Genomic DNA, 22718 nt, shown 5'->3' on the forward strand with positions numbered 1-22718 from the left:
GTAGGAGGTGGCTTCCTTGCTTACAATGTAAGTAAGGAAAAGTATTTGGACATATATAGTATAAGTATAGTGATTGTTTTAATTGCCTTAACGGCATTTTTCGTTGCAGCAGAATTTGCAATTGTTAAAGTGAGAAGTTCACGAATTGACTATTTAATTGCAGAAGGAAATAATCGTGCAACATCGGTCAAAACAGTCATTACAAACTTAGACGAATATTTATCTGCTTGTCAGTTAGGAATTACTGTTACAGCTTTAGGAATTGGGTGGTTTGGTAAACCTGCGTTAAAGCAAATGTTTGATACGCTTTTTGCAAATTGGAATATCTCTACTCAACTAGCAGACATTTTTGCTGTAACTTTAGTATTTTTGTTAATTACTTTTTTACATGTTGTAATAGGGGAATTGGCCCCAAAAACATTTGCAATTCAAAAATCTGAACAAGTGAGTTTGCTTGTTTCTAAGCCGTTAATTTTCTTTTATCGTATTGCATTCCCATTCATTTGGCTATTAAATGGTTCAGCTCGAATCATTACGAAGCTGCTAGGGCTGAAACCGCCGAAGGGGCATGATGAGGTTCATTCAGAAGAAGAATTACGGTTGTTAGTTTCAGAAAGTTATAAAAATGGTGAGATTAATCAATCTGAATATAAATATGTAAATAAAATTTTTGAATTTGATGATCGGATTGCAAAAGAAATAATGGTACCTCGAACTGAAATGAATATTATAAGTAAAGAAATGCCTGCTGAAGAAGCTTTGCAAAAAATGTCTCGCGAAAAATATACAAGGTATCCAGTTGTTGATGGCGACAAAGACCACGTAATAGGTTTTGTGAATTTTAAAGATATTTTTACTGAGTTTGTACAACATAAAGCTGTTAATAAGAAGACAGTAGAGCAATATATGAGACCAATTATTTTAGTTATCGATTCTATTCCAATTCATGATTTGTTTTTAAAAATGCAAAAAGAAAGAACACATATTGCTATATTGATAGATGAATATGGTGGGACATCTGGACTTGTTACTGTTGAAGATATTTTGGAAGAAATTGTTGGAGATATTCAGGATGAGTTTGATACGGATGAGCAGCCAGAAATTCAAAAGGTTAGTGAAACGAAGACGATACTAGAGGGAAAAGTACTTGTTAGTGAAGTGAATACGTTATTTGGTTTAGGGATTGATGATGATGGTGTTGATACAATCGGTGGTTGGATTTTAACGAAGAATATAGAGATTGCTGAAGAGGATTCCGTTGAAATTGAAAATTATAAGTTTTGTGTGAAAGAATTAGATGGACATTATATAAAAAGATTAGAAGTTACAAAGATAGTAGAATCGATTGTTATTTTAGAAGATGAAAAACAAATTTCGTTACAAGAGCAAATTAGCTCGTAAACTCTGCTATATAGCAGAGTTTTTTTGAGCATAATGTTTTTTGAGGGATAAGGGCTATGATACAATGACATAAGTTGAAACCTTCACTAGGTGAAGTATTGTTGTATACATATATTTGGAAGGAGAAGAAGTATGAAAAAGCATTTATATATAAACGGAAATTGGAAATCTGTAAACACGTATAAACCATTATACGCACCATATTCTGAAGAAACATTAGCGGAAATTGCACAAGGAACGGAAGAAGATGTAAAAGAGGCTGTTACTGCTGCAAAAAATGCAATGATAAAAATGAATAAATTATCTGCATATGATCGTGCGACTATTTTAGAGAAAGTTGCACAAAAAATGGATGAAAGAAGAGAAGAATTTGCAGAGATTATTGCAAAAGAAGCTGCAAAACCAATACGTGCTGCAAGGGGAGAAGTAGATCGTACTGTTCAAACGTACAAATTTGCAGCTGAAGAAGCGAAGCGTATATATGGTGAGACATTGCCATTAGACGCCGCACCTGGTGCGGATGGGCGTATTGCATATACAATCCGAAAGCCGATTGGGGTTATAGGGGCTATTACACCATTTAATTTCCCGTTAAATTTAGTAGCGCATAAAGTTGGACCAGCAATTGCTGCTGGAAATACAGTTGTATTAAAGCCAGCTGATCAAACGCCATTATCATCTTATGCATTAGTTGAGTTATTTGAAGAGGCAGGATTGCCAAATGGAGCTTTAAATATCATTTCTGGCCCTGGCGTCACGGTTGGTGAGGCAATCGTCAAAAATGATTACGTTGCTTCTATTACTTTTACTGGAAGTCCAAAAGTTGGAATCGGAATAAAACAAAAGGCTCGGCTAAAACGAGTTACGTTAGAACTAGGCTCAAATGCTGCTGTTATTATTGATGAAGATGTAGAGTTAACAGATGAAATAATTGAACGTGTAAAATGGGGAGCATTTGTTAATAATGGGCAAGTTTGTATTTCCGTACAACGTGTTTTTGTACATGAAACGAAAATGCATGAATTTCTCTCGAAGCTAAAGAAAGCGATGGAATCAGTTGTTGTTGGTGATCCACTGCTTGAGGAAACGGATGTATCAGCTTTAATTTCAAAAAAAGATGTAGAGCGAATTGATATGTGGGTTCAAGAAGCAATTAAGGAAGGAGCAACTGTTTTATGCGGTGGTAAGAAGCGGGATGCAAGAATTTTTGAACCAACTGTATTAACAAATGTTCCAGATCATGTATCTGTGCAGTGCCAAGAAGTATTCGGTCCACTCATGACAGTAAATACATTTAAAGAATTTGATGAAGCGATTGAGCAAGTAAATAATTCGCGTTACGGCTTACAGGCAGGAGTATTTACAAATAATTTATTTAAAGCAATGCGTGCAATTGATGAGCTAGAGGTTGGTGGTGTCATGATTAATGATATTCCAACGTTCAGAGTAGATCATATGCCTTATGGTGGTGTGAAAGAAAGTGGCACGGGGCGCGAAGGAATTAAATATGCAATAGAAGAAATGACAGAAATGAAATTAGTATGTATTAAAAAATAAAATAGAAAACTTAAAATTTGCGCTAAAAAACGAGTAGGGAATGTTTACGATTCCATACTCGTTTTTTTACGCTTTTAGTAACTATTTAATTAAGTGTAACTTTTACTTCATTTCTTGTTTGAAAATAGTATCTTCTACATAAATTTGTTCTTTATCTACAGCAGTAGCATGAGTTAATACTAAACCGATTGGTGTTTCTGTATCTTTATTTTGAACAATTGTAAAAGGAACATTTTTTTCGTTTGCTAATTTAATGTATTTTGATAAATGTGGGTAAGCAATGCTACCATTTAGGAGAAGTTGTAATGATTGAGAAGAGCGCATGCTACCTGCCACTTCAGAGTATACATTACTTTGCATTACTTGACCGATCGTTAAAGCGATTTCTACACGCTCACGTAATGTAGTTAAATACATATTACGTTCTTCTGGTTTGTTTTGCTTTTGGCCGTAAATGCCTTCTTGGAGATAATCTTCCACATTTTTATTTACCATATTTTTCACACCTTTCATTTTCTATTGTACGCAAGAATTAAAAATGATGCAAAAAAAAGTCGTTTTGACTACGGAAATAATGAAAATATGTGAAGGAAAAAGGGAATTTGCATACAATTAGTTAAATAAGAAAGAAAAAATAATTTTATCAACAGAAATTAACAAAATGTGACAAAAATCTATTAACGAATCGTATTTTTTGTGTTAATATTCAAAATATAAAGGGTATTCGTCGTATGGAAATGGAGGGAATGGAGGTTTTTCCAATCGATAAGGATATTAAAGAAATATTTTGTTCACACTTGAAAAACAATAGGCACCAATTCGTAGAGAACTGGAAAAACAAAATGATAATTTCCGAAAAAGATCCATTTAAACTAGAAGTAGTTCAAAATGGAGAGGATTTACTAGAGTTAATTATCGAACTTACTATGGAAGATAAAGATATAAATTATCTTCAACCGTTATGCGAGAAAATTGCTATTGAACGTGCTGGAGCAGATGCGAATATTGGAGATTTTGTTTATAACGCAAACGTGGGAAGAAATGAACTTTTCGAAGCGATGTGTGAATTAGATGTTAGCGCTCGTGAATTGAAACCAATTATGGCAAAAATACATACTTGTTTTGACAAATTAATTTATTATACTGTTTTAAAATACTCGGAAATTATATCGAAGAATTTAGAGGAAAAACAGCAATATATTAACGAAACACATAAAGAAAGGCTGACGATTTTAGGACAAATGTCAGCTAGTTTTGTACATGAATTTCGTAATCCGCTTACTTCCATTATGGGGTTTGTCAAATTATTAAAGGCAGATCATCCGAGTTTATCGTATTTAGATATTATTTCGCATGAATTAGATCAATTAAATTTTCGCATTTCGCAATTTTTACTCGTATCGAAAAAAGAAATGTGGAATGAATCGGAACGGTTTTGGCTTAATGACTTGTTTCAAGACATTATACAATTCTTATATCCGAGTTTGGTCAATGCGAATGTTTTGATTGAAAAGAATTTACCGTATCCAATTCCGCTTGTTGGTTATCGAAGTGAAGTGAGACAAGTATTTTTAAACATATTAATGAATTCAATTGATGCTCTTGAATCAATGAAAGAAGAACGAAAAATTATCATTGATGTATTTGAAGAAGATCAAGCTATTCGAATTGTGATAAAAAATAATGGACCAATGATTCCAGCTGAAAATGTAGAAACGATTTTTGAACCATTTGTAACTACTAAAAAGTTAGGAACTGGTATTGGATTATTTGTATGTAAACAAATTGTGGAAAAACATAATGGATCCATTATGTGTCGATCAGATAACGATTGGACAGAATTTCAAATTGCATTTCAAAAATAAACAGTCTACACCAAATGAATGGTGTAGACTGTTTTAATTTGTAAGTATAACGGCTTCTAATTTAGGATCTTTAGTTGAATAACCTACTATTGAAATTGTATAAATAACATTTGGTTCAACATTGAATTTCGGAATAGTCAATAAAACGTTTTTATTATCTGCGAGTGAAATTTCAATATCTGCTGTACCAGGGCTAACTTGTAAAAAATCTGTTATTTGTTTAAAGAGTACATTTTCAAATAAATGATCTCCATCTTTTAAATCTACATTTACAACAGGGGTATCTGGAGAGAAATGTGCAAAGCGTATTTTAGCTTGACCAGCTGGTAAATGTGTATTATCAAGTATAGGTTGTAATTGTAGGTGATTATCACTATTTATTGCAGCAAGAGTATAAGTATGATTTCCCATTATTGGTACCAATGCTGAAAAGATTGGAGTTTCATTTCCGACAGGGACAATATCTATACGGTATTTACCTTGCACTAATGATAAATAAGGGCTGAATTGCTTAAATGAAATACTTTTAATAACCTTTTGTCCGTTTACTAAAATATCAACCGCTGATATATTTGGATCGGCATGAAAAATTCTTATATGTGACGGTAAAGCAGCTTCTTGTGAATCCCTTTTCTCATGCGCCTGTACAAGTTTTGAAAGTGCATCGCAATATTTCATATATAATTCTATATATTTTTTAGGATTACGAAACTGATAGTAACGTGCGAGCTGTTCGTATTGCGTAACTTCTTGTCCATATTTTTCAATTTCAGATTGAGACATGAACATTCCTCCTTTGTCATCATTAAAACTATATGCGAAGCAAGAAAGCGGTTATGCGAAAAAAATAATTTTATAAAGGGAAAATTAAAAATTGACAACAAATATGTTTTCATAAAGAGGTGCTGGTGCTTACGAGTATTTGGCAGAGTAAAGCAGTACATATGACTGCACGAAAGTAAAATAAATGCCAAATTGAAACTGCATTTCAATTAACATATTGAATACATGTCCAGCAATCGCTAGAAAACTAGAGTTTTTTTTAATTATAGGCAAATACACATACAAAGTGATAATTGTCCTACATAAATTATAAAGGAAAGGTAGTTTGAATCTGAGGAAAGGGGTGCCACTTCGGGATAGGGATATCCCGATAGTAATTGTGAATGAAGTTATGAAAAGGTTTTGTCTTATAGGCTGTAGGATGAATTTGTAAACATGATTTTTCTATTTATTTTAGCAATTGACAGTATTAACCCATAAGAGAGCGTCATGACGAACTGATTAGTGTGGTTAATCGGTTCTTTTTTTATAGTTTAAAAATGAAAAGTTTACATATTAAATATGAACCTGAATTGGTTAGTAAGGTGGGGTGTCGAAATTTGTTTTAAAATATGCAATTTAAAGTAGGATATTAGGAAGGAGTTTAACGGGAGTTCCGTCGAAGTGTACAGAATGTCGGCATTTAAGGGCAGCTGGCATTATGCTATAAAAACATTTGGTGATGTAGTCATTTCATATAAAAGGGAGGGTTATTTGGGCGTATAGAAAAGGATTGGTCTTCACTTTGAGTTCTGAATTTTCTGTTTTATAAATATTTTTAAGCACTCATTTGTATATTTTATAATAGTTTTTTGATAAATTCACTGCTTTTGCAGAGGATTCTTTTTTATGAAAGAAACGTCAATTTTCTTCATATATATATACAAATTGGAGAAATGGGGGAGCGCTATGCGCGATTACTTAATTAAACCACTTGTTGGTCAGCCGTATCCAATGATTTCACATGGAAAAGGTGTTTATTTGTATGATCAAAATGGTAATAAATATTTTGATGGTTCGTCAGGAGCAATTACGGCAGGTATTGGGCATGGCGTAAAGGAGATTGCAGACGTTATTAAAAAGCAAGCTGAGGAGATTGCTTTTGTTTATAGATCACAGTTTACGAGTGAACCAGCTGAAAAATTAGCAAAGAAGTTAAGTGATTTAAGTGTAGGAGATTTGAACTGGAGTTTCTTTGTAAATAGTGGTACGGAAGCAAATGAAACAGCTATGAAAATTGCAATTCAGCATTTTCAAGAGCGAGGTATTCAAGGGAAACATAAAATATTATCAAGATGGATGAGTTATCACGGTATTACGATGGGTGCGTTATCGATGTCTGGCCACCCACTACGTAGACAACGTTTCGTATCTATTTTGGAAGATTATCCGACTATACCAGCTCCATATTGTTTCAGATGCCCTGTTCAAAAGGTATATCCAACTTGTCAGCTGGCATGTGCGACTGAACTAGAAAGATCAATTGAAAGAATTGGTGCAGAGCATATTGCTGCTTTTATTGCTGAGCCGATTATCGGAGCAGCTGGAGGCGCGGTTGTTCCGCCGAAAGACTATTATAAAGTCATTAAAGATATTTGCGACCATTACGATATTTTATTTATTGCGGATGAAGTGATGACTGGGCTTGGTCGTACTGGAGCATGGTTTGCAATGGAGCATTGGGGTGTAGAACCGGATATCATGACACTTGGTAAAGGGTTAGGAGCGGGATATACACCGATGGCAGCGACAGTTGTAAGTGATCGTGTTATGGAACCAATATTACGTGGGTCACGTTCAGTAATGAGCGGTCATACGTTAAGTGCCAATCCATTGTCTGCAGCAACGGCTTTAGCTGTTATTGAATATATGGAGAAACATAATCTCCCTGAAAAAACAGCAGAAAAGGGAGAGTATTTAATAAAAGGCTTACAGAAAGTTCAGCAACAATCGACAATCATTGCTGATGTGCGCGGAAAAGGGTTGCTAATCGGAGTAGAATTGCAACCGTTTACAAAAGCGTCGGAGCTTATTTCAGTTGCAGCTAAAAATGGTCTACTTTTATACCAAGCAGTTTCAGGGCAAGCAGGAAAAGAAGATAGTGCACTGCTTGTAGCACCGCCAATGACAACTACATATTCCGAGTTAGATGAATTACTTTCAATTTTCTCTAAAAGTGTGGAAGAGATGATGCAAAAAGGAGGGCATAGTATCGCATGACAACTATTACAAATACATTCGGTAAATTAAAAGAAATTGAGGAAGTAATTTCTTTGTTCCATGATGATATGACATTAATGTTTGGGGGATTTGGAGGGATTGGATCCCCTCCATCTTTAATACAGGCAATTTTAGAAAAAGGCGTTACAAATTTAAATTTGATTGGAAATGACACTGGATTCCCTGATGTAGGTATCGGTCGTCTTGTTACAAATGAAAGAGTTAAATCACTAATTACTTCTCATATTGGCTCCAACCCAAATGCAGGAAGGCAACTAAACGAGGGAAGATTACAAATTGAGTTTTCTCCGCAGGGAACATTAGCAGAGCGCATTCGCGCTGGTGGCGTTGGTCTTGGTGGTGTTTTAGTTGATGTTGGTGTTGATACGATTGTGGAAGAGGGAAAACGAACAGTTGAAATGAATGGTAAGACCTACTTAGTTGAAACAGCATTAACTGCTGAAGTTTCAATTGTATATGCGAAAAAGGCAGATCCGTTTGGTAACCTTGTATTTGACAAAAGTGCACGAAATATGAATCCTCATGTAGCGATGGCTGGGGATATAACAATTGTAGAAGCAGAAGAAATAGTCCCGCTTGGAAGTTTAGATCCAGAGGAAATTGTCGTTCCAGGTGTTTTCGTAAATTATATTGTACCGTCGGAAGGAGTGAACTGGAAATGGGTATGGGCGTAGAAGTGAGGGATAAGATTGCTAGGCGTGCGGCGAAAGAAATACAAAATGGTATGATTGTAAATTTAGGTATTGGCATACCATCGCTTGTACCAAATCATTTGCCTGACGATATAAATGTTATGTTTCATGCGGAAAATGGAATCGTCGGCATGGGACCAACGCCAAGTAAAGGGAATGAAGACGAAAATTTGTGTAATGCAGCAGGTTTACCAACTTCTCTTATAACAGGAGCGAGTTATTTTGATAGTTGCACAGCGTTTGGTATGATTCGAAAAGGTTTGCTAGATATAACGATTCTTGGTTCATTACAAGTAAGTGAAAATGGTGATTTAGCAAACTGGATTGTACCTGGAAAACGTGTTCCAGGTATTGGTGGAGCAATGGATTTAGCACAAAAAGCGAAGCGGGTCGTTGTTGTGATGAATCATGTTGATAAGTACGGAAATGCAAAAATTGTTTCAGAGTGTACATTGCCATTAACTTCAAAGAAATGTGTAGATTTAATTATTACTGATATGGCAGTCATGGAGGTAACTCCGAGTGGACTTATATTACAAGAATTAATGAGCCCATACACAGTAGAAGATATAAAACGACATACAGAAGCTGATTTTCAAATTAATTCTAACTTACTAGTAATTGAATGAAGGGAGATGTAATATATGGAGCAATTAAAAAAGCAAGTTTGTGATTATATTGAGAGCCATGAAGAGGAAAGTGTGAAATTTTTAAAACGATTAATTCAAGAAAAGAGCGTATCTGGTGATGAAAGCGGTGCGCAGGCGATTGTGATTGAAAAATTACGTGAATTAGGTTTAGACCTCGATATATGGGAGCCTTCTTTTTCTAAAATGAAAGATCATCCTTATTTTGTATCACCCCGTACAAGTTTTTCAGATAGCCCAAATATTGTAGCAACTTTAAAAGGAAGTGGCGACGGGAAATCTATGATATTAAATGGGCATATTGATGTAGTTCCAGAAGGGGATGTGAATCAGTGGGAACATCATCCTTATAGCGGTGAGAAAATAGGAAATCGTATATATGGCCGTGGAACGACGGATATGAAAGGTGGAAATGTCGCACTCATGCTTGCAATGGAAGCGATTATTGAATCTAGCATTGAATTAAAAGGAGACATCTATTTTCAAAGTGTAATAGAAGAGGAAAGTGGCGGAGCAGGGACATTAGCAACTATATTACGAGGATATAAGGCAGATGGTGTCATTATTCCAGAGCCTACTAATATGAAGTTTTTCCCGAAACAACAAGGTTCCATGTGGTTTCGTTTACGTGTAAAAGGGAAAGCTGCACACGGTGGAACGCGTTATGAAGGGGTTAGTGCAATTGAAAAAAGTATGTTTGTTATAGAACATGTAAGAAAGCTAGAGGAGAAAAGAAATAGTCGAATTACAGATCCTTTATTTAAAGGGATTCCGATTCCAATTCCAATTAACATTGGGAAAATTGAAGGAGGGAGTTGGCCAAGTTCTGTTCCAGATGAATTAATTTTAGAAGGAAGATGCGGTGTTGCGCCGAATGAGACTATAGAGGCGGCAAAAGAAGAGTTTGAGAATTGGATTGTTGAATTAAATGATGTGGACAATTGGTTTGTTGAAAATCCAGTAGAAGTAGAGTGGTTTGGAGCGAGATGGGTTCCTGGTGAATTAGAAGAGAATCATGAACTCATTACAACACTTCATCACAACTTTGTTGAAATCGAAGGGAACGAACCAATTATTGAAGCATCTCCGTGGGGGACTGATGGAGGTTTATTTACACAAATTGCAAACGTACCAACAATAGTATTTGGTCCAGGAGAGACGAAAGTAGCACACTATCCAAACGAATATATAGAAGTTGATAAAATGATAGCTGCCGCAAAAATTATTGCATGTACATTACTAGATTGGTGTGAGGTGAAAAAATGAAATACTATGAATCTTTTAGAGAACAGACGAATTGTTATACAGTAGAAGGCGTTTTAGATTATTTTAATAAGCGTATTCGGGTAGATCACTATACAGGAAATGTTGAAAGTATTATACAGACAATTGACGAACTAGCAGAGGAACATTCTTTCACTAAATGTATTATTAAAGGAAAGGGAGAGCATGTTTCAACATGGCTCTCTTTCGGTTTTTTGTTGGAAGCAACGATACCTCATTATTTTCAAGGACACGATGCATACTTTTTGGTGAAATATAATAATGATGAAAGACGAAATAGTATGCATTGGACTGAGGAAGATACTATATTAAGCGGTGTAAAAGGAAAAGAAATAAAAGAAAAAGTAGTTCCAGAGAAATTTTTGCTGAGAAAAGCGACTGAAGAAGATGCAGAAGAATTAGCAACTGTATTCGGAAAAGTATTTGAAGTGTATCCGACACCTTTAAATGAAGCGAGTTATGTATTACAGACGATGAAAGAAGACGATACAATTTACTACGTATATGAATATGAGGGAAAAATTATTAGTACAGCATCTGCAGAAATGAATATAAAAGAAGGGAATGCAGAATTAACGAATTGTGCTACTTTACCTGAATATCGTAAACATGGATTTATGAAAAGTTTACTAATTAAATTAGAGGAAGAGCTTCGAGAAAGATCTATTTTCTGCTCCTATACAATTGCTCGATCGCTTTCTTTCGGAATGAATGCTGCCTTTCATCAATTAGGTTATACGTATACAGGAAGACTGGCGAATAATTGCTACATTTTCGATAAGTTGGAAGATATGAATATATGGGTGAAAGATCTATCTAGCTATTCGAAAGCAGTAAAACTTCCGCCTCAAAATTCGGCTGTAAAGCAAAACAGTTAGGTGGAGCTGGGTGTTCGAAAAGCTGTACTAATTAGAGTTTCGAGTTATCTAATGAAAATATAAAATTGGTCAAAATTATAGAACGGAATCGTCATGCTTACAATCGCACATAGGTGTGCCGAAAATTCGGCATATAATTGCTGGATTTTCGGCAAGAGGGGGGATGACATTGCTAGCAGTTTCGACACAAGAAGTCATTGAAGCGATTTTGGGCAGTATTGATGAGGCTATACACGCTGTAGATGAGAATGGAATTACAATATTTTACAATTCTGTAGCTGCGAAACACGATGGATCGAAGATTGAAAAAGTGTTAGGGAAACATCTGTTAGAAGCGTTCCCGTCTTTATCAAGGGAAACGAGTACATTGATGAAAGTACTAGATACAAAAAAACCTATCGTACATCAAGCACAGCATTATCAAAATTTAAATGGTGAAGATGTTTGTACAGTAAATACGACGTTACCTATTTTTATAGATGGGAATATTGCTGGGGCTGTTGAAATTGCAAAGGATTACTCTACAATTCAAAAACTTACTGACACAATTGTTGACTTACAGTCGAAAATAAAGCGATCATCTAGAAAAAAAGTGATTAAAAAGCATGCTGCATTTGAGACGATAGTGACAAATGATACGCGGTTTAAACAGACGAAAGAGTTAGCACAAAAAGTAGCACCAACAGACGCAAATGTTTTAATATATGGTGAAACAGGAACAGGAAAAGAACTGTTCGTACAAGCAATTCATGAAGCTTCTAAAAGAAAAAACAAGCCATTTATTGCACAAAACTGTGCAGCTTTACCAGAGTCGCTATTAGAAAGTTTATTGTTTGGAACGACAAAAGGAAGCTATACAGGAGCGATTGAAAGAGCTGGGCTATTTGAACTTGTTGATGGTGGTACATTATTTTTAGATGAACTGAATTCAATGCCTCTTGATTTGCAGGCAAAAATGTTACGAGTGTTAGAAGATGGAGTCATTAGAAGAATTGGTGATAATAAGACGAGAAAAGTAGATGTTCGTGTTATTACCGCAATGAACCAGCCTCCAGAAATATGTTTACGAGAGAATAAAATTCGCACTGATTTATATTATCGCTTAAACGTATTTTCATTATATATCCCACCGCTTCGTGAAAGAACTGAGGATGTACTATTATTAGCATCTTATTTTTTGAAAGAATATAATAAAAGTTATAAAAAAGGTGTACTTCAAATTGATGAGGAAGCGAAAGATAGACTGCAAGCTTATCAGTGGCCTGGAAATGTCCGAGAGTTAAAACATACGATTGAACATGCTGTTATTATTGCAGAAGGGAATACATTAACAGCCAATTGTTTACCACGTACATTTCGGAAAGAGAATTTTTCGAAGAAGAAGGGTATAATGCCACTTAGAGAAGCACTTCATCAAACAGAAAAAGAATTAATAGATCAAGCGTTGATTGAAACGGAAGGGAATATATTACAAGCCGCAAAAATGTTAGGTATCCCTCGTCAAACGCTTCAATATAAACTGAGCAAGTACGACAAAACCGCCGAATAATCGGCGGTTTTTGTGTGTTTGCACGAATAAAAGAGCGTTTACATATATAAAAAGTAATGAATATGATGTTAAGTATTGATTTCATACAACGCTTAAAAATATTTTTTCGCTTATGTAATAGGGTTCTCCGCACATTTACTTATCAACAATGTAAAGTTGGCATAACTATTGCTTATATAAAGGATGAGCGTATAAAAAGGGGGAATAGCAATGTTACATGATGTATACAAACCAAATCGTCACTGGAAGGATATCGAATTATGGAAAGATGTTACTGAAGAGCAATGGAATGATTGGGTTTGGCAATTAACGAATACGATCAAAACGTTAGATGACTTAAGAAAAGTAATTAACTTAACACCTGAAGAAGAAGAGGGCGTTAAAATTTCAACGAAAACGATCCCGTTAAACATTACACCGTACTATGCTTGGCTAATGAATCCTGATGATCCACGCTGTCCGATTCGGATGCAATCAGTACCGATTTCGGAAGAGTTATATAAAACAAAATATGATTTAGAAGATCCGCTTCACGAAGATGAAGATTCACCAGTTCCAGGGCTAACACATCGTTATCCGGACCGTGTACTATTCTTAGTAACAAATCAATGTTCTATGTATTGTCGTTACTGTACACGCCGTCGTTTTAGTGGACAAATTGGAATGGGTGTACCGAAGAAACAATTAGATGATGCGATTGCTTATATTAGTGAAACACCACAAGTACGAGATGTATTAATCTCCGGTGGTGATGGACTTCTAATTAACGATAAAATTTTAGAATATGTATTAAAAAATTTACGTGAGATTCCGCATGTTGAGATTATTCGTATCGGAACGAGAGCACCAGTAGTATTCCCACAACGTATTACAGAAAATTTATGTAACATTATTAAAAAATACCATCCAGTATGGTTAAATACACATTTCAATACATCTATTGAAATTACTGAAGAATCGAAAAAGGCATGTGAAATGTTAGCGAATGCTGGTGTTCCAGTCGGAAACCAAGCAGTAATTTTAGCTGGTATTAACGACAGCGTTCCAATTATGAAAAAACTTATGCATGACTTAGTAAAAATCCGTGTACGTCCATATTACATTTATCAATGTGATTTATCTGAAGGTATCGGTCACTTCCGTGCACCAGTATCTAAAGGTCTTGAAATTATTGAAGGTTTACGTGGACACACATCTGGTTATGCTGTTCCGACATTCGTTGTTGATGCGCCAGGTGGAGGCGGTAAAATTGCACTTCAACCAAACTATTTAATCTCACAAAGTGCAGATAAAGTTGTACTTCGTAACTTTGAAGGTGTTATTACGACGTATCCAGAGCCAGAGAGCTATATTCCAGGAAGAGCGGAAGGATACTTTAAAGAGATTTATCCGAACTACGAAGAAAAACGTTCAGATGTTGGTATCGCAGGTCTTATGAGCGATAAGAAATTTAACCTCGTTCCAGACGACTTACAGCGTATGAACCGTCGTAAAGACTATGAAGATAATGATACGCATGCATCTTTAAAAGATAAACGTGATAAGCGTGATCAATTAAAAGATAAAAAATATCAAGCACAAATGGCTAAATTAGAAGAAAACGACAAAAAAACTGAGGGTGATGCAGTATGAATTGTATGTGGTGTGACAGTACAGAAGCGAAAGAAAGCTTGAATACTGTATATTGGGAATTACCAGATGGTACGAAAGCCATTGAAATCCAAAAGACACCATGTATTTCTTGTTCCTCGTGCGGGATGGACTATCAATCAGACCATACAGTAAAAGAAATTGAAGATCAATTATTTTTAATTTACACGAAAGATTTACCAAAACAACTAACGTATGAAGAATTAATGGGAAGACCGCGTCTATTAAAAAGAAATTATTTCGACTTTTAACCAGCTTTTATGCTGGTTTTTTTCTTTTTCGCCTTGTATAATGTACCCAAGTTAGAAAGGTAGGGAATATTTTTGAAAAAAACATTTTACCATTATATGATGAAGCATCGTGCAGCTTTATTTAGAAATGAAATTTCAGATTTAGCAGAGGCGATGTATGATGATTTAAGTTTTCCGAAGCAATCTGAAGACTATGATGAAATTAGTTCATACTTAGAGTTGAGCGGAATGCTAGAAAGTATGTCTATATTTGATGAAGCCTGGGATTTATACATACAAGATAGATAAAAACTATTTGAAAACATACAGAATACATTACTTTGTTTAAAGTGAAGTATTCTGTATGTTTTTTTATACGAAATTTGTTGATTTGAAGCTAGTCTAGTTACTAGCTTTTTTTTGAGTGTAACGTAAATTTTATAAGATTATAATTTTTATTGAAAAAATTTATGAATATAAGCTTCTGTGATAAGCGTTTTTATGTAGGTTGCATATACTGATATCAAAATCACGACGTCAAAAAAAGGAGAGATAGAGATGGCAAGAAAAAAACAACCTAAATACAACGTAGGGGACATAGTCGTGATTACGCTATATGGAACCGTTGGGAAAATCACAAATATGAAGATTTTAGATGGAGTTTATGTATACGAAGTCAATAATCACGATGGATTTTACGTAGAGCAAACATTGCAGCACGTTACAGAGCAAGATATGAAAAAGGGCGATACGGAGTGGATTGAATTAAATTATAATTTCACGTTTGGTGATCTTGTGCAAGTAACTGGATATGATAAAGATGTTTTCCGTATTGTTGGTTTTCGTACAGAAGTATGGAGATATAAGAATGACGCATGGGAAGATACAATTTATGAATTGTCACGGATTACGGATGGTGAATGGTTAGAAGCGGATGAGTCAGATTTAACGTTACTTGCGAATGCTCAAACGGCAAATGCAATTTTGAAGAAACTGAAACAAGATAAAGCAGGTATGAATAAATTAGATTTAGGTAAGTTAAAGTCAATTAACAACTCGAAAAAAGTGAGTGTTAAGACGAATCGTCAAGAAATCATTGATGGGTTACTTGATATTTATAACGATTATCAATTATTGTTCGATACATTTAAAGATGAAGAATATAAAATTGTAATGGATGTTGTTCATAATTATTTAGTTAAATTGACAGAGAAAAAATAGTTAACTAGAAAGAGAGAATAAATTGAACAACAACATATGCAGTATAAGGTATGCCTACAACTATTAAAAAAATAAAAAGCCACTTTATAAGAGAGTCTGCCCATTGATCTTCATGCATGAACTCTTCTTTTGTTTGTCCTACTTCATATTGATTTTCCATTATTATTTCCCCCTTTGAATAGCTTGTACTACAATCGTATGCATCTCGTCCAAAGCTTATGACCTATAAAAAAATAAAATCTATTTTTCTAATCTCATATACATAATTTTGAGATTTTTTCATAAAACAGAAATAAAGGAGTGATGCTCATGAAGGAAATTGAAGTCGTGATTGATACGGAAGAGATTGCGGAGTTTTTTTATGAGCAACTAATTGAAAGAGGGTACGTCCCAAAACGAGAAGAAATTGAAGATCTCGCAGATATTACATTTGAGTATTTATTAGAGAAATGTATGATTGATGAAGTTTTTGATGAAGAGGATGAATGAAAGTAACGACGGGCATAACTCGTCGTTTTTTACTCTTTACAAACCTGTCACAAATATAGTCAATAATTATTGGTATAATGAAAAGGAAATTTTACTCAAGAGGTGAAGGAATGTTCAAAAAAATTATTGATTCTTTATTAGGAAAGAAAAAATATCGTTCGTATTCAAGTAGTGATTATCGTCGTAGAGGGCGCTCTTATTCAAGTAGCGATTATAAACGACGTTCATCTGGTTATGGACATCAACATTATAAAAGAAAACGTAAAAGCCGTAGCTTCTTTTCAAGTAGCTGATGAAATGGCGTCGTGTACTAGCTTTATTTGATAGACCACTGCGAAAAAATACAATTGTTGCAGAACGTTATAAAATTGAATCAGTAATTGGAATGGGCAGTTATGGGGTTACATATGTCGTTAATGATTTACAAATAAATAGATATAAAGTCTTAAAACAATTAAGACAAAGTAAACAAAGATATGAGTCTGGTAGAAAATCATTTGAACAAGAGAAAATGATTTTACAAACATTGAATCATCATGCAATTCCTAGTCTATATGATCATTTCATATGGGAGAAAAAGAGCTTCTTTGTAATGGAGTACATGCCTGGTAAAAATTTTGAAGATTATATTTTCATAGATGGGTATGTATATACAGAACGTGAAGTTTTTGAGATTTTATATGAAATATTAGAAATTGTATCGGTGTTTCATAGTGAAGGCATTATTCATCGAGATTTACGCATTCCAAACATACTAATGAAAGAAAATCAAATTAGTATTATTGATTTTGGATTGGCTAAATGGAAAGGTGAGGATGATGAGCGAGCTACAACTTACGAAGGTGAACAAGCTTTGATGCGAGAAGTTCACTTTCGTAGTGACTTTTATGCGCTCGGTCATTTCTCATTATTTTTATTATATGCAGGATATGAATCTAATGAAAAAAAGGAAAAACCATGGTACGAAGAATTAACTTTGGAAAATTATAATCGCGAAATGCTTATGCGAATGTTACAAATAAAAACGCCGTACTATGAGAATGTACAAGATTTAAAACAAGATGTAGCTTCTGCTTTAGAAAGGATGAAGACTCCATGTTTCAAAAATTTTTAGCAAGCGTTGGTATTGGAAGTGCAAAGGTAGATACTGTTCTTGAAAAAGATGAGTATATTGTTGGGGAAGAAATAGTTGGAAAGGTTCATATAACTGGAGGTTCAGTTAGCCAACAAATTGAAAGCATTTACTTAACATTATCGACGTCTTATGTACGAGAAGTGGATGATAAAAAAGTAACAGCAACATATGATTTAGAGCGAGTACGCTTAACAGAACCTTTTTCTGTAGAACCGAATGAAAAAGTTGAAATTCCATTTTCTTTTCCAATGCCAATTGAAGCACCACTTACACTTGGTATGAAAACGGTTTGGATTCATACAGGTCTTGATATTAAACGTAGTATAGACCCAAGTGACCGCGACTACGTTCAAGTGTTACCCAATGCATTATTAAGTAGTGTTTTAGATAGTGTAAATGAATTAGGGTTTAAAGCACGTCATATAGAATGTGAAGAATTACCGCATCGATTATGTAAGCAAGTTCCATTCGCACAAGAATTTGAGTTTATTCCGGTTTCTGGAGAGCATTATGGGAAATTAGATGAATTAGAATTATTAATCTTGCCACGTGCATACGACCGACTAGAAATTATTATGGAAGTAGATAGAAAATCCCGTGGTTTAGCTGGATTATTCGCTGAGGCGCTTGATCTTGATGAGAAGGTGATTCGTTTTACCGTAACAAGAGAAGATATCCCTGAGATGAAGCAAAAAATTAATAATTATATTTTTTAATAAACTATGCATAAAAAAGAAATGGAGAGGAAAACTAAAACAACCGCTCCATTTTTTTGCATAGTGAGGTTATGTATGTGAAACGATATCGACATTTATACTTGCTAAGTTTTACGTTACTCATTTGTTTTGTCGTATTATCACTTTCGTATCATACCGCTTGTATTGAGAATTTCGACAATATAGTCGCACATTTTATTCAAAGCTTTCGAAACGATTATTTGACGACCTATTTTACTTGGGTGTCTTTTATCGGTTCCAAAAGAATATATTTTCCATTACTCATTATTCTTGTAATGTATTTTCTCGTTAGAAAAAAGTTGCTTAGTGCGTTACTTCTAACAATTAATTACTACGGATCTCGTTATTTAAACAGTATGCTTAAACTATGGTACGAACGAGCAAGACCTGATGTCACGCAGCTTGTTACTGCAACTGGATATAGTTTTCCGAGCGGTCATACGATGAATGCTACTGCTTTTTTAGGATTTATTGCATACGTCACAATTACTGAAGATCGTATTTCATTGCATAAAAAATTATTAATTATTCTTATAGCAAGCTTTGTTGTATTATCTATTTCAGTTAGCCGAATATATCTTGGCGTGCACTATCCATCTGACGTATTAGCAGGATGGGCAGCTGGCGGTAGCTGGCTCGTTTTATGTGTTATATTTCATAAAACGTTCATAAAAAAAGAACCTATGTCATAATAGGTTCTTTTTTCATTGGCTCAACATGAATGTGTGCATGGTAAATTCCAAACTTTTTGCGAAGCATAGCCTCGATATTGTCAGTAATACAGTGACTTTCTCCAACATCCATACGAGCATCTACTTCAATTGTAATATCAACGTACGTTTGATTCCCGTACATACGAGCTCGAATATCTACAATGTTTTCCACACCGCCAATATGCTCAATAGCATCAGCGTATTCCTCCATTTTATCAGGATCAATTCCATCTGTTAGCATATGAGAAGATTCTACGAAAATCTCCCATGCAGTTTTACAAATAATAAGACCTACAATTAAAGCGGCAATAGGGTCTAAAATAGGCATTTGGAACTGAGAACCGACAATACCTACTACAGTACCAATACTTACGAGTGCATCTGATAAATTATCCTTTGCAGCGGCTTCTAATGATTTACTTTTTGTTCGTGCTGCAATTTTTTTCGTATACAAATACACGCAGTACATAACGACAGCAGAAAATAAAGCAACCCATGCAGCGAGTACATTAGGTGCTGCTTGTTTCGGATTTAAGAAAGATTGAATGGCACTAATAACAACTTCTAATCCGACTGTTGCCATAATGAAGGACGCAACAAGTGATGCGATTTGTTCGGCCCGCGAATGCCCATACGGATGATCTGGGTCACGAGGTTTACGAGATATTTTTAGACCAATTAATATCGCTAAAGAAGCACCGATATCCGTTAAGTTATTTAAACCGTCAGCACGTAATGCACTAGAGAGGGTAATATAACTGATGATGATTTTCATAGAGGATAAAAATATGTAGGCCATAATGCTGACAATAGCACCTTTATCAGCTTCTTTATGAGAAAGAGTATCCATTTTAATCACTCACCTTTCTTTAAAGGAATTCTTTCTATAAATAGAGTATCAAACGAAAGTCGTGTGGGTCTATACAAACATTGTTGACGTTTTATAGCTTTTTAAGAAGGGGATAACAAAGTTTCGTGAAGGAAAAATATGTTGAAAAGTACAAAGTCAGGGTGGAAACCGAATTGGAGTTTATTTACTAAAGAGATAGGAGGGGAGATGGATGAAGAAACGAATACTTTTCTTACTATGTATTATTCTTATAATGACAAGGTGTAATTCATTAAACGATGAAAAACGTCAAAAGATAAGTGTGAAAATAGATGAAAGCCCTCTGAAAAATATTTTCCAGAGGGCTTTTATTTTAGTATGCTTCTAAAAACTCAGTAACTTGCTCTTCAGTTTTTGCGTTAGCACTATGTAAGTGGCCTAACTTCTCACCATTTTGGTATACAAGTAAACTTGGAATACCCATTACTTGATACTCTTCAGCGATACTTGGAAACTCATCTTTATTAATAGAATACCATTCAAATTTATTGAACTCTTCCATTACATCTCCGATAAAGTTGTCCATACGTACGCAATCTGGGCACCATGTAGTAAAGAACTTAACAACTACAGGCTCCTCGCTTGCGATGATGTCTTTGAATTCTTGTTCTGTTTTAATTTCTTTCATAAGTAAAACTCCTTTCAATATCACACGAATTTATATGCAAAATTCGTATTTGCAAACATGTTGCAAACTTATTATTTGTTTTTTAGTTTTGTAGTTCGTTCACACTTATAAAATTGTATGTAACATGACTGCGCTACTAAGTGTGAAAATAACGGAACCTCACTTTTCTTTATAAGCTTTTTCCAGGATTGTGTCAAACTTTTGAATTTTATACAGAAATTAAAGAAGCCCACACTTTGATTGAGTATGGGCAGAGGGACTAAAATTAATCGCTTATTAATTTCGAATAGATATTTAAATCGATAAGCTTTCCAGCTGATTTTTCGCTCTTTCTCAGAGTACCTTCAAAAGTAAAGTTTAATTTTTCTAATACTTTTATGGAATTTACATTTGCAGGTTCAACTTTTGCTTCAACACGATATAGTTTTAGATGTGTAAAAGCATAATCTAATAAAGAGGATATTGCTTCAGGTGCATATCCTCTACCCCAAAATGTTTTTGAAATATCATAGCCAATCTCAGTCTTTGAGTTTTCAAAATCTAAGGAATTATAGCCACATGAACCGATAATGTGATTAGATTCTTTTTCAATAATAGTAAAACGTATAGCTTTATTATTTTGAGCGAGTTCGTTAAGGAATTGAATCATATCTTTTGCCTGGTTCTCATCAGTGAAATTACTTATATTCATGAATTTAGTAACATCAGGATCAGACCATATTTTAAACATACTTAGTGAATCAGATGCTTTCATTTTCCTTAAATATAATCTCTGTGAGTGTAGTTCTGTAATCAATACTTTTACCTCCGTTATGTTGTAATGATAGGTAGATTAAAAATATTGATATCTGCGCATAATTCAGTCCCTTCTAGATTAATTAACTTTTATTATACAAGAAAATTACTACATTGAACAAAGGCGTTAATTGGAGGTAACGAAATGACAAACTCATCAATTGAATATTGCGTTCAGTGTGATTAAGAAAGTGGTGTATAAAGATGGGACGAGATGAGAGTTACTTCCAAACTAAAAAAAGAGTAGATAATTTAAAAACATTTTACATTCATTTAACCATCTACATACTAGTCAATCTGATGCTTTTTTACTTTTTAAGTAGTGAATTAGCTATTTTTTATTTTAATTACAAAAATTGAATAAGGTTAGAAATTATATGGTTGTAATGGGAATTGAGGGATATGAATAAAAAATTTTATCCCGCATTAACGGGCAGTAAGCCCCCACTGATTAAAGTTTCACTTTATTAGGGATTTGCCTTAAACATTTATTACAGTCAAGAATATTTATAATAATATGAACTAAAAAAGGTCCAATTTTTGTAATGTTGGAGGGGATTATTGTGGACATAACTCAAAGCGTGGCAAGAATAGTGGTTAATGGGAAAGACCTTTCTTTCACTTCAGTTCAAACCTCTGCATGGAATCATGGACCTGTAAATGATTTAATCATTACGACGAATCAGAGGGTGAATGAGCTTTTTCAATTCATGTGGTCACAAGTACCGGTTACGATGTCGATATATTTTCTTCAAGGGGCGGATTTACTTAGGTTCGTTAGGGTTGCGGGAATTAATGAGCGTGTAACAGGAGAATATGTATATCATTTCATTTGGTAATAAGAAGGAGTCAAAGTAGTCTAGCAGCTACTTTTTTATTTTGTTATTTGAATATAAGCGAGTGGACTAGCTTTATAGTACCCACTGAAATAAAGAATCATAATATAATTTGTAATAACTTATACGGGAAGGGAGCTGAAAATCATGTTTTATTCATATTTTAATTCTGAAACTGGTATGCGACCAGCGTATGGTACATCTATAACGTATAGTGGAGCACAAAGTACAGTCCAAGCTATTCAACAAGCATTGCAAATGCAACAACAATTGCAAATGCAGCAGCAAGGTGTACAACCGTATTATTCATCCGTAGAGTATTTTTACCCAGTACATCATGTTACACCGTACGGAAGTTCTTTTCTTACTATTCCATATGGAACTGTATACAACTTATAACTAGTAAGGAATGAAGTGGTGTATATAAATAAGGGTGCAGGTTAATAGCGCCCTTATGAA

Annotated in this window: 27 protein-coding genes and 1 pseudogene; 22 read left to right on the top strand and 6 right to left on the bottom strand. The window is 34.5% G+C overall.

Features of this window, described 5'->3' with window-relative positions:
• The first annotated feature begins 45 nt into the window (after window positions 1–45).
• On the top strand, window positions 46–1401 hold the full coding sequence (locus MHH27_RS11425) for a hemolysin family protein (RefSeq protein WP_000356253.1): 1356 nt from the start codon (window positions 46–48) through the stop codon (window positions 1399–1401).
• A 132-nt stretch (window positions 1402–1533) separates the two neighbouring features.
• Entirely contained in the window at window positions 1534–2958 is a 1425-nt protein-coding gene (locus tag MHH27_RS11430; RefSeq protein ID WP_000716481.1) for an aldehyde dehydrogenase family protein, read from the top strand.
• A 102-nt stretch (window positions 2959–3060) separates the two neighbouring features.
• Here the strand turns inward: MHH27_RS11430 and MHH27_RS11435 are convergent, their stop codons facing one another.
• Window positions 3061–3453, bottom strand: a complete 393-nt coding sequence (locus MHH27_RS11435; protein WP_000247562.1) for a YueI family protein — start codon at window positions 3451–3453, stop codon at window positions 3061–3063.
• A 236-nt stretch (window positions 3454–3689) separates the two neighbouring features.
• Here MHH27_RS11435 and MHH27_RS11440 point away from each other — a divergent pair, with 236 nt between their 5' ends.
• A complete protein-coding gene (locus MHH27_RS11440) occupies window positions 3690–4823 on the top strand; it encodes a BA2291 family sporulation histidine kinase (protein WP_000425086.1) in 1134 nt (377 codons plus the stop codon).
• Between the two features lie 33 nt (window positions 4824–4856).
• Here the strand turns inward: MHH27_RS11440 and MHH27_RS11445 are convergent, their stop codons facing one another.
• Window positions 4857–5606 carry a DUF4397 domain-containing protein gene (locus MHH27_RS11445; protein ID WP_000083276.1) on the bottom strand — a complete coding sequence of 250 codons (750 nt, stop codon included), beginning with the start codon at window positions 5604–5606 and terminating at the stop codon, window positions 4857–4859.
• A gap of 948 nt (window positions 5607–6554) precedes the next feature.
• Here MHH27_RS11445 and MHH27_RS11450 point away from each other — a divergent pair.
• From MHH27_RS11450 to MHH27_RS11495, 10 genes are all read left to right on the top strand, one after another.
• A complete protein-coding gene (locus MHH27_RS11450; RefSeq protein ID WP_001205877.1) occupies window positions 6555–7865 on the top strand; it encodes an aspartate aminotransferase family protein in 1311 nt (436 codons plus the stop codon).
• Window positions 7862–8560: an acetate CoA-transferase subunit alpha gene (gene atoD / locus MHH27_RS11455; protein ID WP_000208107.1), complete on the top strand. Its 699-nt coding sequence runs from the start codon at window positions 7862–7864 to the stop codon at window positions 8558–8560. The genes MHH27_RS11450 and atoD overlap by 4 nt, the downstream gene beginning before the upstream one ends.
• On the top strand, window positions 8545–9207 hold the full coding sequence (locus tag MHH27_RS11460) for a CoA transferase subunit B (protein WP_000525276.1): 663 nt from the start codon (window positions 8545–8547) through the stop codon (window positions 9205–9207). The genes atoD and MHH27_RS11460 overlap by 16 nt, the downstream gene beginning before the upstream one ends.
• A gap of 15 nt (window positions 9208–9222) precedes the next feature.
• The gene (locus tag MHH27_RS11465) at window positions 9223–10491 is read left to right on the top strand and encodes a peptidase (RefSeq protein ID WP_000436691.1); all 1269 of its coding nucleotides are present in this window, start codon (window positions 9223–9225) and stop codon (window positions 10489–10491) included.
• Entirely contained in the window at window positions 10488–11387 is a 900-nt protein-coding gene (ablB, locus tag MHH27_RS11470; protein WP_000878591.1) for a putative beta-lysine N-acetyltransferase, read from the top strand. The genes MHH27_RS11465 and ablB overlap by 4 nt, the downstream gene beginning before the upstream one ends.
• A 163-nt stretch (window positions 11388–11550) precedes the next feature.
• Entirely contained in the window at window positions 11551–12936 is a 1386-nt protein-coding gene (rocR, locus tag MHH27_RS11475) for an arginine utilization transcriptional regulator RocR (RefSeq protein ID WP_023521852.1), read from the top strand.
• 210 nt (window positions 12937–13146) lie between these two features.
• The gene (ablA, locus tag MHH27_RS11480) at window positions 13147–14568 is read left to right on the top strand and encodes a lysine 2,3-aminomutase (RefSeq protein ID WP_000902145.1); all 1422 of its coding nucleotides are present in this window, start codon (window positions 13147–13149) and stop codon (window positions 14566–14568) included.
• Window positions 14565–14837 (top strand): YokU family protein, encoded by a 273-nt coding sequence (locus tag MHH27_RS11485; protein ID WP_000995766.1) that lies wholly within the window; start codon window positions 14565–14567, stop codon window positions 14835–14837. The genes ablA and MHH27_RS11485 overlap by 4 nt, the downstream gene beginning before the upstream one ends.
• A 72-nt stretch (window positions 14838–14909) precedes the next feature.
• Entirely contained in the window at window positions 14910–15125 is a 216-nt protein-coding gene (locus tag MHH27_RS11490) for a YozE family protein (protein WP_000750717.1), read from the top strand.
• Window positions 15126–15374: 249 nt separating this feature from the next.
• Window positions 15375–16037 carry a hypothetical protein gene (locus MHH27_RS11495; RefSeq protein WP_000101490.1) on the top strand — a complete coding sequence of 221 codons (663 nt, stop codon included), beginning with the start codon at window positions 15375–15377 and terminating at the stop codon, window positions 16035–16037.
• Between the two features lie 4 nt (window positions 16038–16041).
• On the opposite strand, the gene MHH27_RS11500 is transcribed toward MHH27_RS11495, so the two are convergent.
• Window positions 16042–16197, bottom strand: a complete 156-nt coding sequence (locus MHH27_RS11500; RefSeq protein ID WP_000431486.1) for a DUF3930 family protein — start codon at window positions 16195–16197, stop codon at window positions 16042–16044.
• Between the two features lie 149 nt (window positions 16198–16346).
• Here MHH27_RS11500 and MHH27_RS11505 point away from each other — a divergent pair, with 149 nt between their 5' ends.
• From MHH27_RS11505 to MHH27_RS11525, 5 genes are all read left to right on the top strand, one after another.
• Window positions 16347–16526 (top strand): YozD family protein, encoded by a 180-nt coding sequence (locus MHH27_RS11505; protein WP_000658451.1) that lies wholly within the window; start codon window positions 16347–16349, stop codon window positions 16524–16526.
• 110 nt (window positions 16527–16636) lie between these two features.
• Window positions 16637–16819, top strand: coding sequence for a hypothetical protein (locus MHH27_RS11510; RefSeq protein ID WP_000473371.1), 183 nt, complete (start codon window positions 16637–16639; stop codon window positions 16817–16819).
• Window positions 16819–17640: a serine/threonine protein kinase gene (locus MHH27_RS11515; RefSeq protein ID WP_000872058.1), complete on the top strand. Its 822-nt coding sequence runs from the start codon at window positions 16819–16821 to the stop codon at window positions 17638–17640. The genes MHH27_RS11510 and MHH27_RS11515 overlap by 1 nt, the downstream gene beginning before the upstream one ends.
• Window positions 17622–18377: a sporulation protein gene (locus MHH27_RS11520; protein ID WP_000486624.1), complete on the top strand. Its 756-nt coding sequence runs from the start codon at window positions 17622–17624 to the stop codon at window positions 18375–18377. The genes MHH27_RS11515 and MHH27_RS11520 overlap by 19 nt, the downstream gene beginning before the upstream one ends.
• A 77-nt stretch (window positions 18378–18454) precedes the next feature.
• On the top strand, window positions 18455–19090 hold the full coding sequence (locus MHH27_RS11525) for a phosphatase PAP2 family protein (RefSeq protein WP_000833369.1): 636 nt from the start codon (window positions 18455–18457) through the stop codon (window positions 19088–19090).
• Here MHH27_RS11525 and MHH27_RS11530 read toward each other — a convergent pair.
• Window positions 19080–19961: a cation diffusion facilitator family transporter gene (locus MHH27_RS11530; RefSeq protein WP_000380385.1), complete on the bottom strand. Its 882-nt coding sequence runs from the start codon at window positions 19959–19961 to the stop codon at window positions 19080–19082. The two genes, MHH27_RS11525 and MHH27_RS11530, sit on opposite strands and share 11 nt — an antisense overlap.
• A gap of 141 nt (window positions 19962–20102) precedes the next feature.
• On the opposite strand from MHH27_RS11530, the gene MHH27_RS11535 reads away from it, so the two are divergent.
• Window positions 20103–20228, top strand: coding sequence for a hypothetical protein (locus tag MHH27_RS11535; protein ID WP_340942582.1), 126 nt, complete (start codon window positions 20103–20105; stop codon window positions 20226–20228).
• 85 nt (window positions 20229–20313) lie between these two features.
• On the opposite strand, the gene MHH27_RS11540 is transcribed toward MHH27_RS11535, so the two are convergent.
• Window positions 20314–20628: a thioredoxin family protein gene (locus MHH27_RS11540; protein WP_000658787.1), complete on the bottom strand. Its 315-nt coding sequence runs from the start codon at window positions 20626–20628 to the stop codon at window positions 20314–20316.
• Between the two features lie 265 nt (window positions 20629–20893).
• Window positions 20894–21424, bottom strand: coding sequence for a GNAT family N-acetyltransferase (locus MHH27_RS11545; protein WP_000627262.1), 531 nt, complete (start codon window positions 21422–21424; stop codon window positions 20894–20896).
• A gap of 203 nt (window positions 21425–21627) precedes the next feature.
• Here MHH27_RS11545 and MHH27_RS11550 point away from each other — a divergent pair.
• The 3 genes and pseudogenes from MHH27_RS11550 to MHH27_RS11560 form a co-directional block, all read left to right on the top strand.
• Window positions 21628–21774: pseudogene (locus tag MHH27_RS11550) on the top strand (2TM domain-containing protein); the annotation flags it as partial.
• 212 nt (window positions 21775–21986) lie between these two features.
• Window positions 21987–22262: a hypothetical protein gene (locus MHH27_RS11555; protein ID WP_000355690.1), complete on the top strand. Its 276-nt coding sequence runs from the start codon at window positions 21987–21989 to the stop codon at window positions 22260–22262.
• A 144-nt stretch (window positions 22263–22406) separates the two neighbouring features.
• Window positions 22407–22658 carry a DUF3947 family protein gene (locus MHH27_RS11560; protein ID WP_000500095.1) on the top strand — a complete coding sequence of 84 codons (252 nt, stop codon included), beginning with the start codon at window positions 22407–22409 and terminating at the stop codon, window positions 22656–22658.
• The last annotated feature ends 60 nt before the right edge of the window (window positions 22659–22718 follow it).

This window comes from Bacillus sp. FSL L8-0152 (assembly GCF_038006365.1).
Taxonomy (GTDB): domain Bacteria; phylum Bacillota; class Bacilli; order Bacillales; family Bacillaceae_G; genus Bacillus_A; species Bacillus_A cereus.

Bases quoted from the DNA above. Each gene is read 5' to 3' on its own strand.
- MHH27_RS11445 (WP_000083276.1), bottom strand. From the start codon at position 5,606: ATGTCTCAATCTGAAATTGAAAAATATGGACAAGAAGTTACGCAATAC.
- rocR (WP_023521852.1), top strand. From the start codon at position 11,551: ATGACATTGCTAGCAGTTTCGACACAAGAAGTCATTGAAGCGATTTTG.
- MHH27_RS11520 (WP_000486624.1), top strand. From the start codon at position 17,622: ATGTTTCAAAAATTTTTAGCAAGCGTTGGTATTGGAAGTGCAAAGGTA.
- MHH27_RS11430 (WP_000716481.1), top strand. From the start codon at position 1,534: ATGAAAAAGCATTTATATATAAACGGAAATTGGAAATCTGTAAACACG.
- MHH27_RS11460 (WP_000525276.1), top strand. From the start codon at position 8,545: ATGGGTATGGGCGTAGAAGTGAGGGATAAGATTGCTAGGCGTGCGGCG.
- MHH27_RS11485 (WP_000995766.1), top strand. From the start codon at position 14,565: ATGAATTGTATGTGGTGTGACAGTACAGAAGCGAAAGAAAGCTTGAAT.
- ablA (WP_000902145.1), top strand. From the start codon at position 13,147: ATGTTACATGATGTATACAAACCAAATCGTCACTGGAAGGATATCGAA.
- MHH27_RS11560 (WP_000500095.1), top strand. From the start codon at position 22,407: ATGTTTTATTCATATTTTAATTCTGAAACTGGTATGCGACCAGCGTAT.
- MHH27_RS11530 (WP_000380385.1), bottom strand. From the start codon at position 19,961: ATGGATACTCTTTCTCATAAAGAAGCTGATAAAGGTGCTATTGTCAGC.
- MHH27_RS11440 (WP_000425086.1), top strand. From the start codon at position 3,690: ATGGAAATGGAGGGAATGGAGGTTTTTCCAATCGATAAGGATATTAAA.
- MHH27_RS11500 (WP_000431486.1), bottom strand. From the start codon at position 16,197: ATGGAAAATCAATATGAAGTAGGACAAACAAAAGAAGAGTTCATGCAT.
- MHH27_RS11505 (WP_000658451.1), top strand. From the start codon at position 16,347: ATGAAGGAAATTGAAGTCGTGATTGATACGGAAGAGATTGCGGAGTTT.
- MHH27_RS11515 (WP_000872058.1), top strand. From the start codon at position 16,819: ATGAAATGGCGTCGTGTACTAGCTTTATTTGATAGACCACTGCGAAAA.
- MHH27_RS11465 (WP_000436691.1), top strand. From the start codon at position 9,223: ATGGAGCAATTAAAAAAGCAAGTTTGTGATTATATTGAGAGCCATGAA.
- MHH27_RS11450 (WP_001205877.1), top strand. From the start codon at position 6,555: ATGCGCGATTACTTAATTAAACCACTTGTTGGTCAGCCGTATCCAATG.
- ablB (WP_000878591.1), top strand. From the start codon at position 10,488: ATGAAATACTATGAATCTTTTAGAGAACAGACGAATTGTTATACAGTA.
- MHH27_RS11540 (WP_000658787.1), bottom strand. From the start codon at position 20,628: ATGAAAGAAATTAAAACAGAACAAGAATTCAAAGACATCATCGCAAGC.
- MHH27_RS11495 (WP_000101490.1), top strand. From the start codon at position 15,375: ATGGCAAGAAAAAAACAACCTAAATACAACGTAGGGGACATAGTCGTG.
- MHH27_RS11435 (WP_000247562.1), bottom strand. From the start codon at position 3,453: ATGGTAAATAAAAATGTGGAAGATTATCTCCAAGAAGGCATTTACGGC.
- MHH27_RS11510 (WP_000473371.1), top strand. From the start codon at position 16,637: ATGTTCAAAAAAATTATTGATTCTTTATTAGGAAAGAAAAAATATCGT.
- atoD (WP_000208107.1), top strand. From the start codon at position 7,862: ATGACAACTATTACAAATACATTCGGTAAATTAAAAGAAATTGAGGAA.